General features: G+C 64.1%; 15 protein-coding genes and 1 pseudogene. 5 read left to right on the forward strand and 11 right to left on the reverse strand.

Features of this window, described 5'->3' with window-relative positions; genetic code table 11:
• A partial coding sequence (locus tag BLV07_RS44640) for a flagellin N-terminal helical domain-containing protein (RefSeq protein WP_502690294.1) occupies positions 1-421 on the reverse strand: 421 nt, incomplete at its 3' end.
• A gap of 320 nt (positions 422-741) precedes the next feature.
• On the opposite strand from BLV07_RS44640, the gene flbT reads away from it, so the two are divergent.
• Complete coding sequence (gene flbT, locus BLV07_RS44645; RefSeq protein WP_091898986.1) at positions 742-1,182, forward strand: flagellar biosynthesis repressor FlbT; 441 nt, start codon at positions 742-744, stop codon at positions 1,180-1,182.
• Between the two features lie 102 nt (positions 1,183-1,284).
• On the opposite strand, the gene BLV07_RS44650 is transcribed toward flbT, so the two are convergent.
• The 9 genes from BLV07_RS44650 to BLV07_RS44690 all read right to left on the reverse strand — a co-directional run bounded on the left by BLV07_RS44650 (position 1,285) and on the right by BLV07_RS44690 (position 14,804).
• A complete protein-coding gene (locus BLV07_RS44650; RefSeq protein ID WP_091898987.1) occupies positions 1,285-2,781 on the reverse strand; it encodes a pyridoxal phosphate-dependent decarboxylase family protein in 1,497 nt (498 codons plus the stop codon).
• A complete protein-coding gene (locus BLV07_RS44655) occupies positions 2,778-4,013 on the reverse strand; it encodes an ATP-grasp domain-containing protein (protein ID WP_091898988.1) in 1,236 nt (411 codons plus the stop codon). The genes BLV07_RS44650 and BLV07_RS44655 overlap by 4 nt, the downstream gene beginning before the upstream one ends.
• Position 4,014: 1 nt before the next feature.
• Complete coding sequence (locus BLV07_RS44660) at positions 4,015-5,577, reverse strand: hypothetical protein (RefSeq protein WP_176946179.1); 1,563 nt, start codon at positions 5,575-5,577, stop codon at positions 4,015-4,017.
• Entirely contained in the window at positions 5,567-6,352 is a 786-nt protein-coding gene (locus tag BLV07_RS44665) for a hypothetical protein (protein ID WP_091898990.1), read from the reverse strand. Before BLV07_RS44665 ends, BLV07_RS44660 begins: the two co-directional genes overlap by 11 nt.
• Positions 6,353-6,423: 71 nt before the next feature.
• The gene (locus BLV07_RS44670) at positions 6,424-8,307 is read right to left on the reverse strand and encodes a flagellar protein (protein ID WP_091898991.1); all 1,884 of its coding nucleotides are present in this window, start codon (positions 8,305-8,307) and stop codon (positions 6,424-6,426) included.
• Between the two features lie 21 nt (positions 8,308-8,328).
• Positions 8,329-10,212 (reverse strand): flagellar hook-associated protein FlgK, encoded by a 1,884-nt coding sequence (gene flgK, locus BLV07_RS44675; protein ID WP_091898992.1) that lies wholly within the window; start codon positions 10,210-10,212, stop codon positions 8,329-8,331.
• A gap of 35 nt (positions 10,213-10,247) precedes the next feature.
• Positions 10,248-12,509, reverse strand: a complete 2,262-nt coding sequence (locus BLV07_RS44680; protein ID WP_091898993.1) for a flagellar hook-basal body complex protein — start codon at positions 12,507-12,509, stop codon at positions 10,248-10,250.
• A gap of 236 nt (positions 12,510-12,745) precedes the next feature.
• Positions 12,746-13,258, reverse strand: a complete 513-nt coding sequence (gene msrB / locus BLV07_RS44685; protein ID WP_091898994.1) for a peptide-methionine (R)-S-oxide reductase MsrB — start codon at positions 13,256-13,258, stop codon at positions 12,746-12,748.
• 88 nt (positions 13,259-13,346) lie between these two features.
• On the reverse strand, positions 13,347-14,804 hold the full coding sequence (locus BLV07_RS44690; RefSeq protein ID WP_091898995.1) for an NAD(P)/FAD-dependent oxidoreductase: 1,458 nt from the start codon (positions 14,802-14,804) through the stop codon (positions 13,347-13,349).
• A 93-nt stretch (positions 14,805-14,897) separates the two neighbouring features.
• Here BLV07_RS44690 and BLV07_RS44695 point away from each other — a divergent pair, with 93 nt between their 5' ends.
• The 3 genes from BLV07_RS44695 (at position 14,898) to BLV07_RS48245 (ending at position 16,527) form a co-directional block, all read left to right on the forward strand.
• Positions 14,898-15,434: a SixA phosphatase family protein gene (locus tag BLV07_RS44695; protein ID WP_091898996.1), complete on the forward strand. Its 537-nt coding sequence runs from the start codon at positions 14,898-14,900 to the stop codon at positions 15,432-15,434.
• Positions 15,435-15,504: 70 nt separating this feature from the next.
• Complete coding sequence (locus BLV07_RS44700; protein WP_027577099.1) at positions 15,505-15,930, forward strand: universal stress protein; 426 nt, start codon at positions 15,505-15,507, stop codon at positions 15,928-15,930.
• Positions 15,931-16,050: 120 nt separating this feature from the next.
• Complete coding sequence (locus BLV07_RS48245; RefSeq protein ID WP_176946178.1) at positions 16,051-16,527, forward strand: hypothetical protein; 477 nt, start codon at positions 16,051-16,053, stop codon at positions 16,525-16,527.
• 169 nt (positions 16,528-16,696) lie between these two features.
• On the opposite strand, the gene BLV07_RS44705 is transcribed toward BLV07_RS48245, so the two are convergent.
• Positions 16,697-17,434: a carbonic anhydrase gene (locus BLV07_RS44705; protein WP_091898997.1), complete on the reverse strand. Its 738-nt coding sequence runs from the start codon at positions 17,432-17,434 to the stop codon at positions 16,697-16,699.
• Between the two features lie 1,001 nt (positions 17,435-18,435).
• Here BLV07_RS44705 and BLV07_RS44710 point away from each other — a divergent pair.
• Positions 18,436-18,667 (forward strand): annotated as a pseudogene (locus BLV07_RS44710) (IS110 family transposase); the annotation flags it as partial.

Below are 18,667 nucleotides of genomic sequence, written 5' to 3' on the forward strand. Positions count from 1 at the left end.
TGTAGAGCACGTTGCTCAGCGCATCCGCGCTGGTGTAGCTGGTCGTGCCGCGCAGATCCGAAGCCGTCGCACCCGAGATCGTGGTCGAGACGTTGGACTTGGTGGAGTAACCGACCGTCGTCTGCAGCGCCTGGTTGGCGATCGACTTCGCAGAGTCGATCAGCTTCTGCAGCGAGGTGATGCCGGTGTTGGCAGCCTGCAGCACCTGCACGCCGTTGGCGATGCCATCGAGCAGATTGTTGATGTCGCTGGCGCGGTTGTCGAGCGACTGGGCCGTGAAGAAGTTGGTGGGATTGTCCAGGGCCGAGTTGACGCTCTTGCCGGTCGACAGACGGCTCTGCGTGGTGGCGAGAAGATCAGCGGTAGACTGGAGGGAGAGCAGGTTCTGACGAACCGACGAGGAGAGAACGATACCGGACATGACTCTGTTACCTTTCTGGTAAACGACGCTACTGTTACGCGTCAGCTTAGATCGAGATTGACCCAGCGACTGGCGGACCGTGGCGTCGAGACCTCTAACGAAACATGAAATGAAACCCGTGCTTTTGCCGGGCCGCGCGTGATTCGGGGGTGGGAGCTGCGCACATCGCCGCACTGCCGCAAGGATATGACATTGATAATGTAGTGCTTTTTCGCGCGAACGCCGGCGATTTACAGCTCGTTAACTAATTCCGAGCGAGAATCATGCCTTGATGAGCCGCAACGAACGCTCGGTTACGAAAGCGTTGATGGAGAACAGGCATGTCCCTCAAGGTCGAGCTCAGACCGCACGAACGCATCATCGTCGGTAACTGCGTGATTACCAACACGGACCAGCGCGCCCGCCTCCTGATCGACGGTGACAACGTGCCGATCCTGCGCGAGCGCGACATTCTCACGCCGGAGACCGCAAACACGCCCGCCAAGCTGGTCTATCTGGCGGTCCAGCTCATGTACATCTCGCCTGATCCGCAGACCCAGCACGGCACCTATTTCAACCTGGTGCGCGACATCGTCACCGCGGTGCCGAGCGCCTGGCCGATCATCGAAGGCATCAACAACAATATCCTCAACGGCGACCTCTACCGGGCGCTGAAGGACGCCCGCAAGCTGATCGCTTATGAGGAAAAGCTGCGGGATCAGTTCGAGGCCACGCATCCCAAGGCGGAAGCCGGCAAGGACGACGTCAGCACCGCCGCCTGACCACACGCGTTCGCGCAAGCCCGCGCGAACGACAAAGCCGCGCAAACGACAACGGCCCCGGATCATCTCCGGGGCCGTTGTCGTTTCAGGCATGCATCGATGCTACTGCACTGCCAGCCGCGGCGCCTCGACCTCGACCACTCCGTCACTCCTTCGTCCGCCGAACTCCAGCACGGCCGCGACCAGCGCATCGATGTCGGTCTCGTCGGTGCGGTGATTGACGATCGCGGCGCGGATCGCGAACTTGCCGTCCAGCGTCGTGCTCGATGGGGCCGCGACGCCGGCCTCCTGAATGTCGGCGACGATCTCGCGATTGACCGCATCATCGGCGCAGTAGCGGAAGCAGACGATATTGAGATTGACCGGCGCCAGCAATTCCAGCCGTGGCTCGGCCAGAATGCGCGCTTCGAAATACTTTGCGAGCGCGCAGCTTCGCGCGATCACTGCACCAAGCCGATCGGTGCCGAACGTCTTGAGCGTGAACCAGGTCTTCAGCGCACGGAAGCCGCGCGACAGATCCGGGCCGAGATCGCAAGGCCAGACCGCGCCCGCCGCTAGTCCCCTCGTCTCGCGGCGCAGATAGGCCGCGGGCTGCGCAAAGGCCTGCCGATGCTGCTCGCCGTCGCGCACCAGCAGGAAGCCGGCATCGTAGGGCACCTGTCCCCATTTGTGGAAGTCGAGCGCAATGGAATCCGCAAGCTCGATGCCGCCGAGCAGCGGCGCGAGCTCGGGTGACAGGATCGCGAGCGCACCGAAAGCACCGTCGACGTGAAACCAGATCCCTTCCGCGCGGCACAGCTCCGCGATTGTCCTGAGATCGTCGATCGCGCCGACATCCACCGTGCCGGCAGACGCGACCACCAGGAACGGCTTGAAGCCGACCTCGCGATCAACCGCGATCTGCGCGCGCAGCGCGGCAACATCGATGCGATGATCGACATCGACACCGATCTTGCGGAGCGCATCCGTGCCGAGCCCGGCAATATCCATCGCCCTCGAGATGCAACCATGTGCGGCGTGCGACGTATAGGCCGTAAGCAGTGCGCCGTCATTGCCGATACCGTGTTGGCGCGCCAGCGTGCCGAGCGCGTTCGTACGTGCCACCAGCACCGCCATCAGATTGGCCATCGACGTGCCCGTGACGAAGATGCCGCTCGCGTCTTCCGGAAAGGCGAACAGGCGGCGCATCCACGCGACGATCTGGCGCTCGACCTCGATCGGCATGTGGTCGCGTCCGCCGAGATTGGCATTGAGGCCGGCTGCCAGCATCTCCGCGAGCATGCCGACCGCGGTGCCGCCGCCATGGACCCAGCCCATGAAGCCCGGGTGGACGTTGCCGGTCGCATAGGGCGCGACATGCTCGGCAAATTCACGATAGACATCGGCAAGGTCGCTCGCCTCGCGCGGCACGTCGGCCCTGAATGCCGCGCGGACCTCGTCGGGAATCGGCTGCCACACCGGACGCGCCCGAACGTTGGCGATGCCGTCGATCGCCTCGTCCAGCATGCGATGGGCCAGCGCGCGAAATTCGCTCCAGTCCTGCGGATCGAGCGAGGTGTGGGTGACGGAGCTTGGCGTGCTGCGGATGATCTCGTTCATGTTGCACTTCCCTTGCCCGCTCGCGCATGCCGCGACAGCATCGCTGTGAACGCGGCAAATATCTTGCGCATCTGCGGCGGCTTGTACGGAAACACGACCGGCGAATCCATGTTGTGCACGACGGCGGTGTTGTCGGCTTCGAAGACCAGGAGCTCGCCGTCCTGGTTCTCGGCGCAGTCGACGATGAAATAGTCGAGGCCGACGCGCCTGCTCATCTCCTCGAGCGCGCTCTTGTGGCGCGCCGCAAAGGCGTGGTCGAAGTCGAGCATGAAGACGGCCTCCTCGGCTCGCTTCTCCTCGCTGAATGCCATGTAGGCGTTAAGATACCAGATGTCCCAGCGATCGGCGATCGCCATGTGGCAGGCGTAAGGCTTGCCGTCGACCATGGCGAGGCGATATTTGCGGTAGAGCCCGTCGGGGCTGACATAGTCGACGAAGCGCGCGACGAAGAAGTCCTGCTCTTTCCGTTCGGCGAGATAGGCCGCGAGCGCCGCCGCATCAATGAGCTTCGCGAGCCCGACGCCGGCATGCGAGCCGCGCGGTCGCGCGATCATCGGAAAGTGCAATTCGTCCGCGATGGACTCGCAGGCGATCCGCCCCTGCGCGAGATCCGACAATTGCGCGTGCGTGGCGTGGATGGTCGCGGGAATGTCGAGGCCGGGCACACCCGTCAGCAGCCGATACAGCTTGTCGCGATCGAGGTTGCCGATGAGATCGGGGCGATTGAGCAGCGGCCGCGGCCACTCGGGTGCGGCCTTCTCGATCAGCGCGAGCGCGTCCCGGCATTCCTCGGAATCGGATGCAATGACGATGGCGACGTCGTGCTCGGGCAAGTTCTCGGGCAGACCGACGCCCTTGACCACGTAGAGCGTCAACAGTTCGATGTCGGAGCCTTCGAGCAGAAAATCGATCGGCGTGTTGCCGCCCATGTCGATGTCGGCTGCAAGCGCGAGCACGCGCAAGCCCGGCTTCGGAGCCGCGCTGGGCGTACGAAACAATTGATGGAAGGTCAGCACCTCCGATTGGATCGCAAGCCCCGCCACCTTGTCGCCAAGGAGCTGGACGATCAGCGACAGATCCAGACCTTCGCCCGCCTGCGCAGTTCCCTCCGTGATCCGGACGACGAGCTGGTCGCGCAACGGCTGCAAATCGACACCTTCGAAGGCCTGGCGCGTCAACTGCGCAAAGCCGATACGGTCGGCAAAGTTGGCTACGGAAACCGGCTGCTGCATCTCACACCTCGAACGCGGACTTTGCCGGCACGGGCGCCGCCGCGCCACGATCAAGCAACAGCTCGATCTTCACCAGGACGTCGGCGACGCGATCGAGCACGTGCTGCAAATTGCGTCGCGCCTGCACCATGTCCGGGGACCAGATCTCGGTCACGAGCCGTGCGCCGACGCAGAGGCGCAATATGGCCAGCGGGGCCTCGTCCTGGCGCTCCAGCCGGACCGGCTGGCCGATCAGGCAGCGCTGCGCGGCGACCTGCCGGTCCGCCGTGCTGCCGCCGATCTCTTCGTTCATGTCACGCGCCAGCGCCTGATGAACGGCGCCGGTCTCCGCGATCGAGATCGGCTTGCCGTCGCGCAGCAGCAGAAACGGAAAGATCGTAGTTTGCGCGAACTCCTCGTCGTCGACACCAACCTTCCCGATTCCGGCTGGAACGGGGCGAAGCGACGGCGACAGCGCGATCATGCTGTCGATACCGGCCGCGAGCTCCGCCAGTGCTCTGGCGCGAAATGCACCTGGCACTGCATAGTAGCTGCCGATCTCGGCCAGCGCCGCTTCCCAGCGCAACCATTGACCGAAATTCGGCCGGCGCTCGAAGCGCGAACGCAGGATCGTCCAGGCCATCGGCCAGTCGCAACGGCCGGCATAATCGAAAAAGCCAGGCGCGATCGCCTCGACCCGGTCGAGCGACCGCGAAAAGCCTTTCGGCATCAGCAGGGCACCGCTGAAAGCGGGACCGCCGAAGAATTTCGAGCCGGTGATCAGCACGAGGTAACCGCGGTCGAGATAGGAGCGCAGCCGGCGGCGGCCGAGCCGGGCCTGACAGGCATCGACGACGATCTGAACCTTGCGCGGCCAGCGCCGCGCGATCTCGTCGAGGCAGGCCGCGCTCGGTGCGCGCCAGCCGAGTTTCGAGGCATCCATGATCTGAAGCAGCACCGGCGCACCCTGCGCGATGCTGGCGCCGGCCAGCCCCGCAACTGCGGCGTCCTTGCGGACCGCCAAGCCACTCGCCGTCATGGAGCTGAAATGATGTCCAAGCGCGGTATGGGTTGTCCCGCTGCCGGTCTGATCGGCGCCGACCACGATCGTCACCGGCGGCGCGCCGAGCACCACGCGCGCTACGAACAGGGCGTGAAGCTGGGAATCCGTGCCGGACGGCGAGAACACGACGTCAACGCGCGGCGAGAGCTGGAAATGGCCGCGCAACTCGTCGCGCATGCTTTCACAGCGCGCATCGAAGGCGATCTCGACCTCGTCGAACAGGCACTTGTGCATCAGCTCTTCGCGCGCGAGCGCGGCGCGATCATAGGCCGCCTGCGAGATCGTCGATGCGGTCGAGGAGGCGAAATTCCAGATCTCCGGCTCGGGCGCGGCCGCGCAGCCATAGGCGTTGACGCGATCCCTGGCGTCGAGCGCCAGCCGCGGATCTCCGCCGGAGACGAGCAGCGTGTCGAGCGGTGTGAAGAGATCGCGCAGGCGGTAGCGCGAGCCACCCTCGGATGCGCGTTCCGGTGCTGACAGACGGGATGCGCCGGCGCTCATCCCGAAAGGCTCACGCCGCATCAGCTGCCGCCGCTGCGGGCGCCGGCGCGAATTGCGAAGCGATGTCGCCGTGGAACACCGACGGTCCGACGTGATCGAGCGAGCTCTGGATGTCGGCCCAGATCTCGCCGCCGATGTCGGTCCAGCGCTTGCAGAAGGCGAAGTCCTCGGAAAGATACGTGCCGGTCGCCGGATCGATCATGCATTCGAACAGCGCGAACCGGTTCGGGCTCGCCGCCAGCATATCGTGCGAATGCTCGCGGAAGAATTGCAGAACTGCATAATTCGGGTGACGGCACATCGCTTCCAGCACGTGGCGCCGGATCATCAGGAAACCGGTGCCGGCATAGCGCACACGGGTGAAGCCGTTGACGACCACGATGCGGTCGGGATCCTCGATCTCCAGCACGTAGTCGAGCGAGGCCGCCGGCACATCGGCGCGGCCGGCCTCGACCGCGCGCTTCGCCTTGTCCCAGTTGACCCGCTTGATCGGATAGCAGCCGGCGACGACGTCGGCGCCGCATTCGATCAGCCGGAACACCTGCTCCGGCTTGAAGCCGATGTCGGCATCGATGAACAGGAAATGCGTCGCCTTGGGGTCGTCCAGGAACATCGCGACCAGATTGGCCCGCGCGCGCGTGATCAGCGCGTCGCCGTCGCGCAAGTGCACCTTGAGCTCGAGATTGGACATGCCGTGCACGGCGCGCTGGAGCGCGAAGATCGAGCTCGCATAGATGCTCGACACCTGCCCGCCGAAGCATGGCGTTGCCACCACCAATTGCATCTTGTCCGACATCGGCAGCCCCGCCCCGCTCCAATCCTCACCAAGAGGTAAAGAGGCATGGTTAACGGCGCCTTAACGCGTCCTTACAAGAACTTGACGAGCGAGAGCTGCGCCAGGTTCGAGGTCACCTGGTAGGACGCCTGGAGCGCGTTCTGGAGCGCGAGGATCTCGCTCGCGACCTGGTCCGGCGAGGCCGATTCGGCCTGGTCGATGATGGTCTGGAGCTGCGCCTTGGCCTGGGTCTGGCGCGTGGTCGCGTCCTGCATCGTGTTCTGGGCCATCGCGATGTCGGTCTGGATGTCCTCGATGCGCTGCTGACCGGGCTGCTGGGTCAGTGCCTGCGTCACCCGCAGGCTCAGCGCCGAAACCTGCCCGCCCGAATACTGTCCGGTCGGCGAGGTCGAGAAAGTCCCGAACACCGCAATCGCCTGCAACTGCCGGCGGATCGCATCCTCATTCGCCTGGGCGCCATACTGCACCGTGACGGCATCGTCGACCCGCGCCATCGCGGTCGAGCGCGGCGAGCCCGGCCCGTCATTGCCCAAATACCATTTCACCGTATTGGCCGAGCCGTTCACCAGCGTGGTTGCCGAGCTCGCCGGGGACGAACCGACGCGCAGCGGCGGTTGCGTGGCGGTGACGGGCATCGAACCGAAACCGAGCGAGCTCAGCGCCCCCGTATTCGAGCTCGTGATGTTGAGGCTCGCCGCATCGTCGGTGTTGATCGTGATCGAACCGCCATGGACCGTCGAGGGCTTCGACGTCCCCGTGATCTGGTCGATCTTGCTCAGCAGAGTCTGGATGCTGTCGGTGACGTTGAGCTGGTTGCCGGTCGCGCCTGAGCTGACGAAGGTCAGCGTGTTGCCGTTGATGGTGATGGTGTCGCCGGCGACGAAGCCCGGCGAGATCGAGTCCGAGGGGCTCGCGCCGGACAGTGCCGTCGCGCCGGTGACGGGGGCCGGCGGCGCAGCCTGGCTGTTGACGGGCGTGCCGATCGCAGAGCTCGCCGTGTTGAAGAAATTGTCGCCGGCGACGACCGCGGATGCCGCCACCAGCGAGGTGTTGGCGAGCTTGGCGATCGCGGTGTTCAGCGCCGTGTTGAGGTTCGCGGCGGTGTTGTTCGGGTTGACGGGGACGCTCGCATCGATCGCGAAGCTGCCGAGCGGGGTCGGCGTCGCCGTCGACGCGGTCAGGTCGATCTGCTCGGTCGTGCCGTCCGGCAGCGTGAACTGGACGCTCAGCTTGTCGCCATTGTTCGGGTTGACGCCGTTGAGATTGACCGAGAACGACACCGGCGAGCCGCTCGGGCCGGTGATAGTCGCACCGGTCAGCGTCGAAGAGACCGCCTTGATCTTGAGCCCGAACGGCGATCCCGCGGCGTCCTCCGACACCTGCACCGAGCTCGGCGTCGGCTGCGTCTGCACCAGGCGGCCCATGCCGTTGGCGCCGAGGTCGGCGGCCTGGCGCTCGGCCATGACGGTCTTGAACCCCGCCTGCGTCGTGGTGCCGTTGATGATGTCGCCGGCATCCGCAACCGACTGGGTGTTGACGGCCGTTCCGGAGAATAGATAGCGGCTGCCCGTCTGCGTGTTGAGAACGCCGACCATCGAGCCGAACTGGGCGGCGGCGGTGTTCTGCGCGACCGTCTGGCCGTTGACGTTGAGGTCTTGCGCGGTGCTGGCCGAGCCCGTCTGCACCGTGTTGCGGATCTTCGTCAGCGACTGCAGCGCGGTATTGGCGAGGTTGATACTGACATTGACGTTGGTGATCGTGTCGGTATAGGCGGCGATGTTGGAGAGCTGCGCGCGCCCGGCGATCGCAAAGCCCTCGTTGGTGCCCATGCCGGAATAGTTCTGCGACAGCTTGCCGGTCGAGAGTTGCGTCGACAGATCCGTGAGCTGCTGATTGATGTTGCGGATCTGCGCGCCGAGAACCGACGACGAGTAGTTGATGCTGCTGATCGACATCTTTCAGAGCCCTGTTACTTGTTACCCTTGAGCCTGGAGCAACGTGTTCATCATGCTCTGCACCACCGACATCACGTGAGCGTTGGCGGCATAGGCATTCTGGAGCTGGATCAGGTTCGACATCTCCGAGTCCAGGTTGACTTTGGAGGTCGAGTCGAACTTCGCCTGGAGCGTCGAGACCACCACGCTTTGGCCCTGCTGGAGCTGGGTCGCCTGGGTCGCGGCGTTGGCCTGGATGCTCAGGAACTGCTGCAGGTAGTTCGAAACGCTGCCGGTGAAGGGCTGGTTCGCCGAGCCGAGGCCGGTCTGCGGCGAATAGGAGAACACCGCACTGGTGAGCTGCGAATAGAGATAGTCCGAACGCGTGGTGTCGCCCGCGGGCGTCACCGGCGAGGTGTTGTAGACCGACAGCCGGGTCGGATCGGAAACCAGCTGCGTGTTCACGGCGATGCGCCCGGCAAGGCCAGTCATCTGCGAGCCCGACGCGGTGATCGCACCGGTGTAGAGCGCCTGCCCGCCGTCGGTGAACAGCGGCAGTTGCGGATTGCCCGAGGTCAGCGACGAGATCGTCTTGGTGGTCGAGGCCGAAATGACCTTGGCAAGACCGGTGTTGTCATCGGTCACCCGCAGAGTCGTGGCTGTCGCCGGCGATGGGGCAGCGGCGAACGACAGATGCGTGCCTGAGAGCGCGGTATTGAGCGCAGACGCGATCGCTCCCATGCCACCGGAGAAGTTGACGCCGATCCGCATCGGGTTGGCATTCGTCGCGTTCTGCAGCGGCAGCGCCGCCGGATCGGTTACGTTGACGAGCGTGATCTGGCGCTGGGTGTTGGTCGCCGTGTCCATGTAGGTGATGTTGACGGTATTGCCCAGCTGCGCACCGGCAAGGTCGAGATCGAATCCGGCCGGTGGGCCCGAGACCGTGCTGCCGGCCGTGGTCTTGTCGGACAGCGCGCTCGACATCGTCGCGGCGAGCTGATCGAGCTGGGTCTGCGCTTGCACCAGCGTCTGGTCGCGCAGCTTCAGATCGGCCGCGATCTGGCCGGAGGACACCACGTTGTTGGCGACGACGTCGAGCTGCGAGCCATTCGGCAGCTTGATCGTGAGCGCCCCGACACCGGACTTGGCCGGATCGATGTTATAGAGCGAAGTTGCCGAGAGCGCGCCGGTGGACGCAAAAGAGAATTGCGAGGCAAGCCCGGCGCCGACGAGCTGAATGCCTGTCGTGGTGTAGATGTTGGCCTGGTTCGAGCCGTCGGTCGTGACGCGGACGTCGACATATTTCGACAGCGTGTTGATGGCCTGGTCGCGCTGGTCCATCAGCGTGGCCGCCGAGGGATCGTTGGCTGACAGGCCCTGAAGCTTGGTGTTGATGTCGGCGACCTTCTGCATCGCCGCGTTGGCCTGCTGCGCCGAAGTGCCGAGATCCTGCTCGACGTTGGAGCGCAGCGACTGGATGCCCTTGGTGGTGATGTTGAGCTGCTGTGCCAGTGCCTGTGCCGCGCCCAGCGCAACGGTCTGGGCCGACGAGGCGCCCGAGCTGGTCGACAACGCCTGGAGCGCCGTGGTGAATTTGTTGAGCGCGCTTTCGAGCGTGCCGTCGTTGCCGGGCGTGCCATAGACATTCTGAAGCTGCTTCAGGATGTTGGCCATCTGGTCGGCGTAGCCGCTGCCGCCGGTCTCGGTCCGCAGCTGGTTCAGCACGTAGCTGTCGAGCTCGCGGCTGACGCCGGTGGTCATCGCCGTCGAGCCGAAGTCGCCGGTGGTGACCTCGATCTGGTTCGGCGTCTGGACGACGTAACCCGGCGTCTGCGAATTTGCGACGTTCGACGAGACGATCGACAGCGCGGCCTGGTTGGCACGCAGGCCGCTCATCGCACTGGCGAGGGCTGAACTCAAACCCATATCACTGACCCGCCTTTGGTTACGTTACGCGCCGATCAGCGCAACACGTTCAAGAGGTCCTGCACCATCGAATTCGCGGTCGTGATCACCTTGGTGTTGGCCGAATAGGCCTGCTGGGTCACGATCAGCTTGGTGAATTCGTCGGCGATGTCGGTGTTGGATCCCTCCAGCGACGAGCCGCTGATGGTGCCCGAAGCGCCGTCGATGGCGTCTCCCGATTGTTCAGTCGCGGCATAGGCGCCGCCATCGAGCGCCTTCAGATAGTTGGTGCCGTTGAAATGCGACAGCTGCACCTGAGCGAGGTTGAGGTTCTGGCCATTGGAGAAGGTGCCGACCACGATGCCATTGTTGTTGACGGCAACCGAGCGGAGCTGACCGGCGGCATAGCCGTTCTGGGTGATGGTGTTGATGGTCACCGCGCCGCTCGTGCTGGCATATTGCGTCAGCCCGCCCGAGGAGATGTTGAAGGCGACGGAGCCGAGCGATTGACCGCTCACGCTGACATTGTTGATGGTGATGCCCGAGCCGCTCGGCGAGGTCAGCGAGCCGTCGGCGGCAAAAGTGAAAGCCTGGCCGGTATTGACCCAGCCGACCGTCGTGCCGGTCGCATTCGGGTCGGTCTGGTAGAACAGGTTCCAGGTATCGGAATGGCCCGCGCCCAGCGAGGCGCTGTCGGTCTTGGCCCAGCGCAATTGCAGGTTCACCGGCGTGCCCGCGGCGTTGTAGGCGGTCACCGCGCCGCCGCTGATCGATTCCTTTGTGAAGGTGGCGATGTCGTTGCCGATCACACCGCCGGTGCCGGCAGTGCCGCCGCCGTCGCGATTCTTGGTGATGGTCGAGGTGAAGCCGAGCGCGGCAAAGGCAGCGCTGTTCGAGCTCGACACCGTGAGGTTGGAGACGGTGCCGGTGTTCAGCGTGATCACGCCACCGCTGCTCACCGACGAGCCCGACCCGCCGGAGAGCGCGTCGATCTTGCCGAGCAGCGTCGTGATGTTGTCTGTGATGTTGATCTGGTTCGGGCCCGAGGCACCCGAAGCGACGAAGGTCAGCGTCTGGCCGTTGACGGTGATCGTGTCGGCGGGCGGGCCTGCCGAAAAACCCGACGAGAGCACTTGGGCGCCGCCGGCGGTCGCCGTGCCGCTCAGCACCGTCGCGCCCGAGATCGCGGGCGAGGACAGTACGTTTCCGCCGCGCGTCACGCTGCTGATGCCGAGCGCGGTGGCTGCCGTGCCGCTGCCCACCGCCACGTCGGTGCCGGTACCGCTGGAGATCATGATGTTGCCGCTGGCGGAGAGCGACGCCGTGACGCCGGCGCCGCCGGCGGTCTGGATCGCGTTCAGGATGTCCGCCACCGTAGCCGTCGTGCCCGCACCTAGACCGATCGTGGTGTTGCTGCCGACCGTCGAGACCGTCGTGCCGGCGTTGAAGGTGATCGTGTTGCCGTTGATGGTCAGCGTCTGGCCGCTCAGCGCGGTGAGAATGCTGGAGGCGAGATGCGTGCCGACCGTGTTGTCGAGGGACGTGGTGGTCGAGGCCACCGCGGACGAATTGTTCTGAAGCGCAACCGTGCCCGTCGCCGTCGTCGACGTGTAGGCTGAACGGACGTTGCCGGTCGCCGCCGCACCGGACACCTTTGCGTTGGTATAGGGTGCGGGCGGTGTGCCGACCGGTAGCGGGTTGGCGGCGAAATCGGACGGGTTCAGTCCACCAGCCGCCAGCAGCGTGCCGGTCGCCGCCGTCGTGCTCGCCACCGTGTTCGGCTGCGTCGGCAGGTTTGCGGCGTATTGGATCGAGGTGGTCGCCTGCGCCGGAATGAAATTGTTCTGGAATTGCAGGACGGTCGCCACGTTGCCCTGCGGATTGCCCGTCTTCGGGTCGACCGTGACGCCCATCAGATAATAGCCGGCGCCGTTGACCAGATTGCCATTGGCATTGAGCTGGAAGTCGCCACGCCTGGTGTAGTAGGTGACCCCGGTGAACACCGGCACGTTGTCGACGACGCCGCTCGCTTTCTGGATCGAGAAGAAGCCGTCGCCTGTGATCGCCATGTTGGTGGCGACGGTGGACGATGAGATCGTGCCCTGCGTCGTGATGGTGGCCTTCGCGTTGGCCGTCACGCCGCCTGCGACCTGCTTGCTCGGCACGGATGAGTCGGGAATGAGATCGACGAAGCTGGTGCCGATGCCCTTGTAACCGGTGGTGGACGAGTTCGCGATGTTGCCGGAAATGTTCTGAAGCGCGAAGGACTGCGCCTGCAAGCCACCCACCGAGGTGTTCATTGCATCGAAGATACCCATAACTTTGTCTCCAAATCCGATCTCGGCGGCGCCGACCCGAGGCCGCAATCGGGAGAGACAGTCGCAAAGGCCATGCCAATGCGGGTATCTTCAGGAAATCAACGACTTAAATAGACATGCCCCGGTCGGATGACCGGGGCACAATTGCCGGGCCGGCAACAATTGCCGGGACGTCATGAGTTTTCGAGCGACGCGTCACCAGCTCGCGCGACGAAGACGCGTCAAATAAAGAGCCCTCACGTCGCCGACGCCGCCGCGGGATGGAAAACCAGCCCGAAGCCGTCGATGCAGTAGCGCAAGCCGGTCGGTTTCGGACCGTCGTCGAAGACGTGGCCGAGATGGCCGCCGCAGCGGCGGCAATGCACTTCGGTGCGGACCATGCCGTAGGCACGGTCCTCGGTCTTGCCGACATTGCCCTCGATCGGCTGGTAGAAGCTCGGCCAGCCGGTGCCGCTCTCGAACTTGGTCTCGGACGCAAACAGCGGCAGGTCGCAGCCGGCGCAGGCGAAGATGCCCTTGCGGTGCTCCTTCAGCAGCGGGCTGGAGCCGGGCCGCTCGGTGCCATGATTGCGCAGGATTTCATACTGCTGCGGCGTGAGCTGGGCACGCCATTCGGCCTCCGTCTTCGTGATTTCGAACTTTTCCGCGGCCTTCTCACCAGCCTCCGCCGGGGATGCCCTCAGCCAGCGGAAGGCCGAAAGGCCGAACAGGCCGGCGGCAGTCGATAGCAGGATGCGGCGATCAAACATCTCATTCTCCGTGCGGGAGCGTGTCCACGCCCTGAGATACGGGCTCTAACGGCCAACGTTACACTTCCGGGCGGAATTTTTCTCGGGTCTATTGCGAGACAATGTCCTCGTGCGAGGCCGGTTCCGCGTCCTGGGCCGCAGCTCGTGGCGGCGGGGCCGGCCGTGGCCGGACACCGGGCGGCGGACGGCGCGGACCGGTGCCGGCCGCCCGGTTGGCTTCGGCAAGGCGGGCCTCGCGTTCCCTGTCCTTGACCCGCGCCCGCTCGCGGTAGCGGGCGAGCGAGCCGGCGGCGGCGGAGCTCGCCCTGCCCCAGATCCCGACCAGCTGGCCCGCGACCCGTCCGGTCGTGCCTCCCGCCCAGACCAGCTCGAACGGCGAAAACAGGCGCCAGCGCTCGTCGCCCCGGAGGATGCTGCGCGCGATCATCTGTCCGGCCATGGCCGAAATGTTCATGCCCTGGCGGCCGAACCCGCTCGCCACCCACAGGCCTTTGCGCAGCTGGCCGATCTGCGGCATGCCGTGCACGGTCTGGCCGGTGGCGCCGCCGAATGTATCGATGATCTCGACGTCACCGAGCTGGGGAAAGATCGTGCGGATCCGCCGCTTGATGGCGCCGGCGAAGCGCTGCGGACGTGCCGCCCAGGTGGTTTCCGGGCTCGCCCACATCAGCCGGTCGCCGTCGACGATACGGAAATGGTCGATGCCGTCGGAATCCAGCACCGATCCCTTGAAGGCGATGATCTCATGCACACGCTCGCCGAGCGGCGCGGTGATCCCGGCATAACGCCAGACCGGAAGCAGCGTCTCCGACAGGCGCCGCAAGGGCGCGCCGAGATGGATGTTGCCGGCGAGCACGATATGCGTCGCGCGCAGCCGCGCCGAGGGCGTGACGATACGCTTGCGGATGCCGGAATGATCGATGCTGACGACCGGCGTATCCTCGAAGATGCGGGCGCCTGCCCGCCGCGCGAGTGCGGCAAGGCCATGCACATATTTGCGGCCGTCGACCTGGAACGCGCGGGGATAATGGATGCCGTGGAAATAGCGGTCGGTCTTGAGCACCGCGCGGACGCGATCGACCTGCCAGCCCTCGACCTCGGTGTCGAAATCCTCGTTCAGCATCTGCAACCGGCTGATCAGCCGGTCGCCGGCATCCACATTGGAGACTTCCAGCACGCCCTCGCTGAGGCTGATCCCCGGCATGTTCTCTTCAGTGGCGTTGGCGCGGACGAACTCGGCGCCCGCCTTCGACAGCGTCCACAATTCGCGCGCATCCTCGAAGCCGATGCGCTCGATCAGGTCGGTGAGCGGCAGTGCAAAGCCCGGCATCACGGTGCCAAGCTGATTGCCAGAGGCATTCCAGCCGACATGGCGGCCCTCGAGCACCGCGACGCTGGCCCCGAACCGGGCCGCCTCCAGCGCGATGGAAAGGCCGGCAAGCCCCGCCCCGATCACGCAAATGTCGGCATCGAGATCGAACGACAGCCGCTCCCGCTCGTGAAAGCCGGCTTCGTCCTGGGGCACGATTGTGAAGGTCTCATTCATGTCGTTTTCTTAAAGGACCGATCGGGCGCTTGTCACCTTGTCCTCAACCCGCGCCTGTAGATTATCCTGGATGCGTAACGATTCGAGAATGCCATGCGCCGTTTGATGCTCCTGCGTCACGCCAAGACCGAGACCGACGCGCCGAGCGGCCGTGACCAGGATCGCCGCCTCGACGACCGTGGCCACAGGGATGCTGCGCAGATGGGCGACTGGATCGCCGCCCATCCGCCCTTCCCCGATACCGTGCTGGTGTCGCATGCCGTCCGGGCCCGACAGACCTGGGACATCGCCTGGAAGGCAATGAAGGACCGCGTCGCGGCGCCGCAGGTCGAGGTCCTGCCGGAACTCTATGGCGCCGATCCCGCGCAGATCCTGGAAGCCATTCGCACCGCAACCGCGCCGGCCAACCCGAAGCGATTGCTGCTGATCGGCCACAATCCCGGCATGCACGAGGTCGCGCTGATGCTGACGGGCAGCGGCGACCCGGCCGGAGCCAGGGCGCTCGGCCACAACCTGCCCACAGCGGGGCTTGCGATCTTCGACTTTGACGTCAAGGATTGGGGTGACGTGGCCTACCGCCGCGGCAAACTGGTGCTGTTCGTCAGCCCCAAGCTGCTTCGATCGGGATGAGACGCGCGGGCGCGGTCTCGACCGGTTGATTCAGTCCCAGGAGGTGCTGACTGGAAGACTGGAGGCGCAGATGTTCAAGTCCATCCTCGTGCCCATCGACCTCGCCGATACCGATCTCGCCAAGCCGGCGATCGCAACCGCGGCGACGTTGTCTCAGACCTGGAGCGGCACGGTACGCCTGCTCAACGTGCTGCCGATGACGCCGGTGATGCTGGCCGAATACGTGCCGGCCGATTTCGACGAGCAGCAGCGCCAGACCTCGGAGGAGGCCCTCGCCATCGTCGCGCGCGAGTCCGGGATTGAGCCCTCCCGCATCTCCAGCGTGGTGCGCCAAGGCGGCATCTATCACGAGATCCTGGAAGAAGCGGCGCACATGAAAGCCGACCTGATCGTGATGACCTCGCACCGACCGGCGATGCGCACCTACTTCCTCGGCTCCAACGCCGGACACGTCGTGCGCTACGCCAAATGCTCGGTGCTGGTGGTCAGGCACTGAGGGTTGCAGCAAACGCCCGTCATGCGAGCGCAGCGAAGCAATCCAGACTGCCGCCGCGAAAAGCTCTGAGCCTCCCCTAAATCGGTGGACACCTATAGCTTAGGCAGTGAGAGGTGTCAGATGGCGAAACGGCAGCGACGCTCGTATTCGGACGAGTACAAGCGGCACGCAGTTGACTCTAGATTGCTTCGCTGCGCTCGCAATGACGGCATTGAAGCACTGTCCGCCTATTGCTCGGGTTACAAGATATCGCGTTGCCTGTCGGCAAAACACCCAAATTGCAGGTCAACGCGGATCGCCAAAATATTCCGCTTTGCCGAACTTCGGAAATGGCGTATGTGTCGCCGCAACCCGGCCCAAGGAAGAGGGGCCTATCGCGATCGTCACGAACGCGGGTTGGGCGGCGCGAAAGGCTTCGCAGGGCGGGCAACCGAAAGCGTCACGCCAACGACAGGTGCGGTTCGCGTACGGCCAAATCGTGTGGTCCTGGCGTCCAGCGATTTTTTTGCTGGCCTTGAATGGGATAAAGCGCCTCCAAAATCAAAGGCTTGGTCGGTATACGCTGACAAAGAAAAAGAAAAAGGCCCGCCCGAATAAGGCAGGCCCCAATAGGCCCTAGTTCAGCGTGAAATTAGCGCACCCATCAATCCGCTGTGCCGATGCAAGGATCGCGATCTGTGCAAAGCAGACGCCAGAACCGCACCGGGATTCTCCGCGTTGGGATTTTAGCAGTCGGGCAAGCTCTGTTCCCCGACTGTCCAAAGACTCAATTTAGGAGTTCCACCCTGCCGGTGCTGAGCCGGTAAAGGCCGCCGACCACCTTCAGCTTGTTCTGCTCGACGGCCGCACTGAGGATTGGCGTGGCCGATTTCAGCTTGTTGACGTTGTCAACCACGTTTTGCTTGATAGCGTTGTCCAGCGCATTACCGCTCTGTTGCGCCGAGGCCTTCACCGCAGGTGCAATGGCAGCGACCAATGACGGGATGTGTCCCGGCGGCTTCTTGCCGTCCTTGAGGGACTTGATCGTCGCATCGACCGCCCCGCAGTTGTCATGCCCCAACACCAGAATCAGCGGCGTATTCAATATCGCGACCGTGTATTCCATGCTGGCGACCGTGTCGTCATTGGCGAAGTTGCCTGCAACGCGGCAGACGAAGAGATCGCCGCGTCCGCTATCGAAGGCATATTCGGGCGCAATACGCGAATCGGCGCAGCTTAGGACAGCGGCATATGGATTTTGTCCGCCCATCAAAGCTTCACGCTCGTGCTTGAAATCGTGGCGTCGCGACACGCCCTGGACATAGCGCGCATTGCCTTCCATTAGTCGCTTCAGTGAAGCGTCCGGCGAGAGCACGTTGTCAGGCTTGGGCGGCGCTTTTGCCTCCTTCGCGTCAGCTATCCTGTCGCCAACCAGCATGCCAACCGCCGAAGCTGCGAACAGCATCAGGGAACGGCGGGACGGCGCGAGCGGATGAGGCAGATTTGGAGTGCAGTTTTCACACATGTTCTTCCTGGCCTTTGCCGCTTACAACGTCTGCGTCAAGAACGCGTAACATGCGTTTATAAGCTGTACGACCTGAGCGGCAAGCTTTTCGCGTGGCGCGCGGTTAACTTTTGGTTGACGCCAACACGGCAGATGAACGCTCAATGGGGTCGACAGCCTTTCCGCAAGACTCGTATCGACCACGCGACGCTGACCGCAAATGGGGCATTTGCCGGCATGTGTCAGGCCCATCGGTATGTCAGCTTGGCCGCAGAAATCTGACATCGTTCGTTGACCTGGCCTAGACCCCGAAACACAGTGGCGACGCCCTTTGCCCCGCCCTCGATCGGGATCGAATTCGTCAACCGGGAGCCGCAGGCGGCCGGAAAAGCCAATCGACATTCCATTGCAGCGGAGCGGAACGAAGTCGGCAGTCTGTTTGCGCGTGAGCAAGTTGCCCGGGGTCTGTGCGCCAAGTCTTGCGGTGATGTACTGTGCCTGACCGGGCGCTGGCATCAGCCATCCGCAAGGCGACGGGGGCAATGGTGCATCGCTCCCCGGGGAGAGCGCGACATAAGCCGTTCCAACCACTGCGCAGGGGAGGCCGGGATGTCTCCGGTTGCCCTGTTTCCCGCTATGCATCGAAGCGCACGCAATCTGCTCTCGGCACGACGGTCCATAGGAGCCAACCGGCTCCCGGTCTTCCCTGCGCCCTCTTTCGATTATGAGAATGAGGCGACGAAGCAAAGCTCGGGCGAACAAGCCGCGAGGATGTGAAGGTGTGTCTGCAATGAAGATGTGTATTAGAGGAGCGATCGTGCCATCCACATACTCCGTCATTGCGAGGAGCTCGCGACAAAATTGCAAAGCAATTTTGCGCTGATGCGACGAAGCAATCCAGACTCCGCTGAGAGATTCTGGATTGCTTCGCTGCGCTCGCAATGATGGGATGGACGGCCCCCGAACGGCATCGGTGTGCCAGACTGGTGATGTTGAGTCGAACCAGACAAAGGGAGCCGTCCATGACGAAGATTAGCACGATTGGGGTTGATCTGGCGAAGAACGTTTTTCAAGTCCACGGGATTGACGCGTCGGGAGCTGTGGTGGTGAGGCGCCAGCTCAAGCGAGCCTCGGTCGAGAAGTTTTTCGCACAGTTGCCGCCGTGCCTGGTGGGCATGGAGGCTTGCGGCAGCGCTCATCATTGGGCGCGCGTGATCGGCCGGTATGGCCACGAGGTGCGGTTGATGCCGCCGG

The sequence above is a fragment of the Bradyrhizobium sp. Rc2d genome (assembly GCF_900099855.1).
Lineage (GTDB): Bacteria > Pseudomonadota > Alphaproteobacteria > Rhizobiales > Xanthobacteraceae > Bradyrhizobium.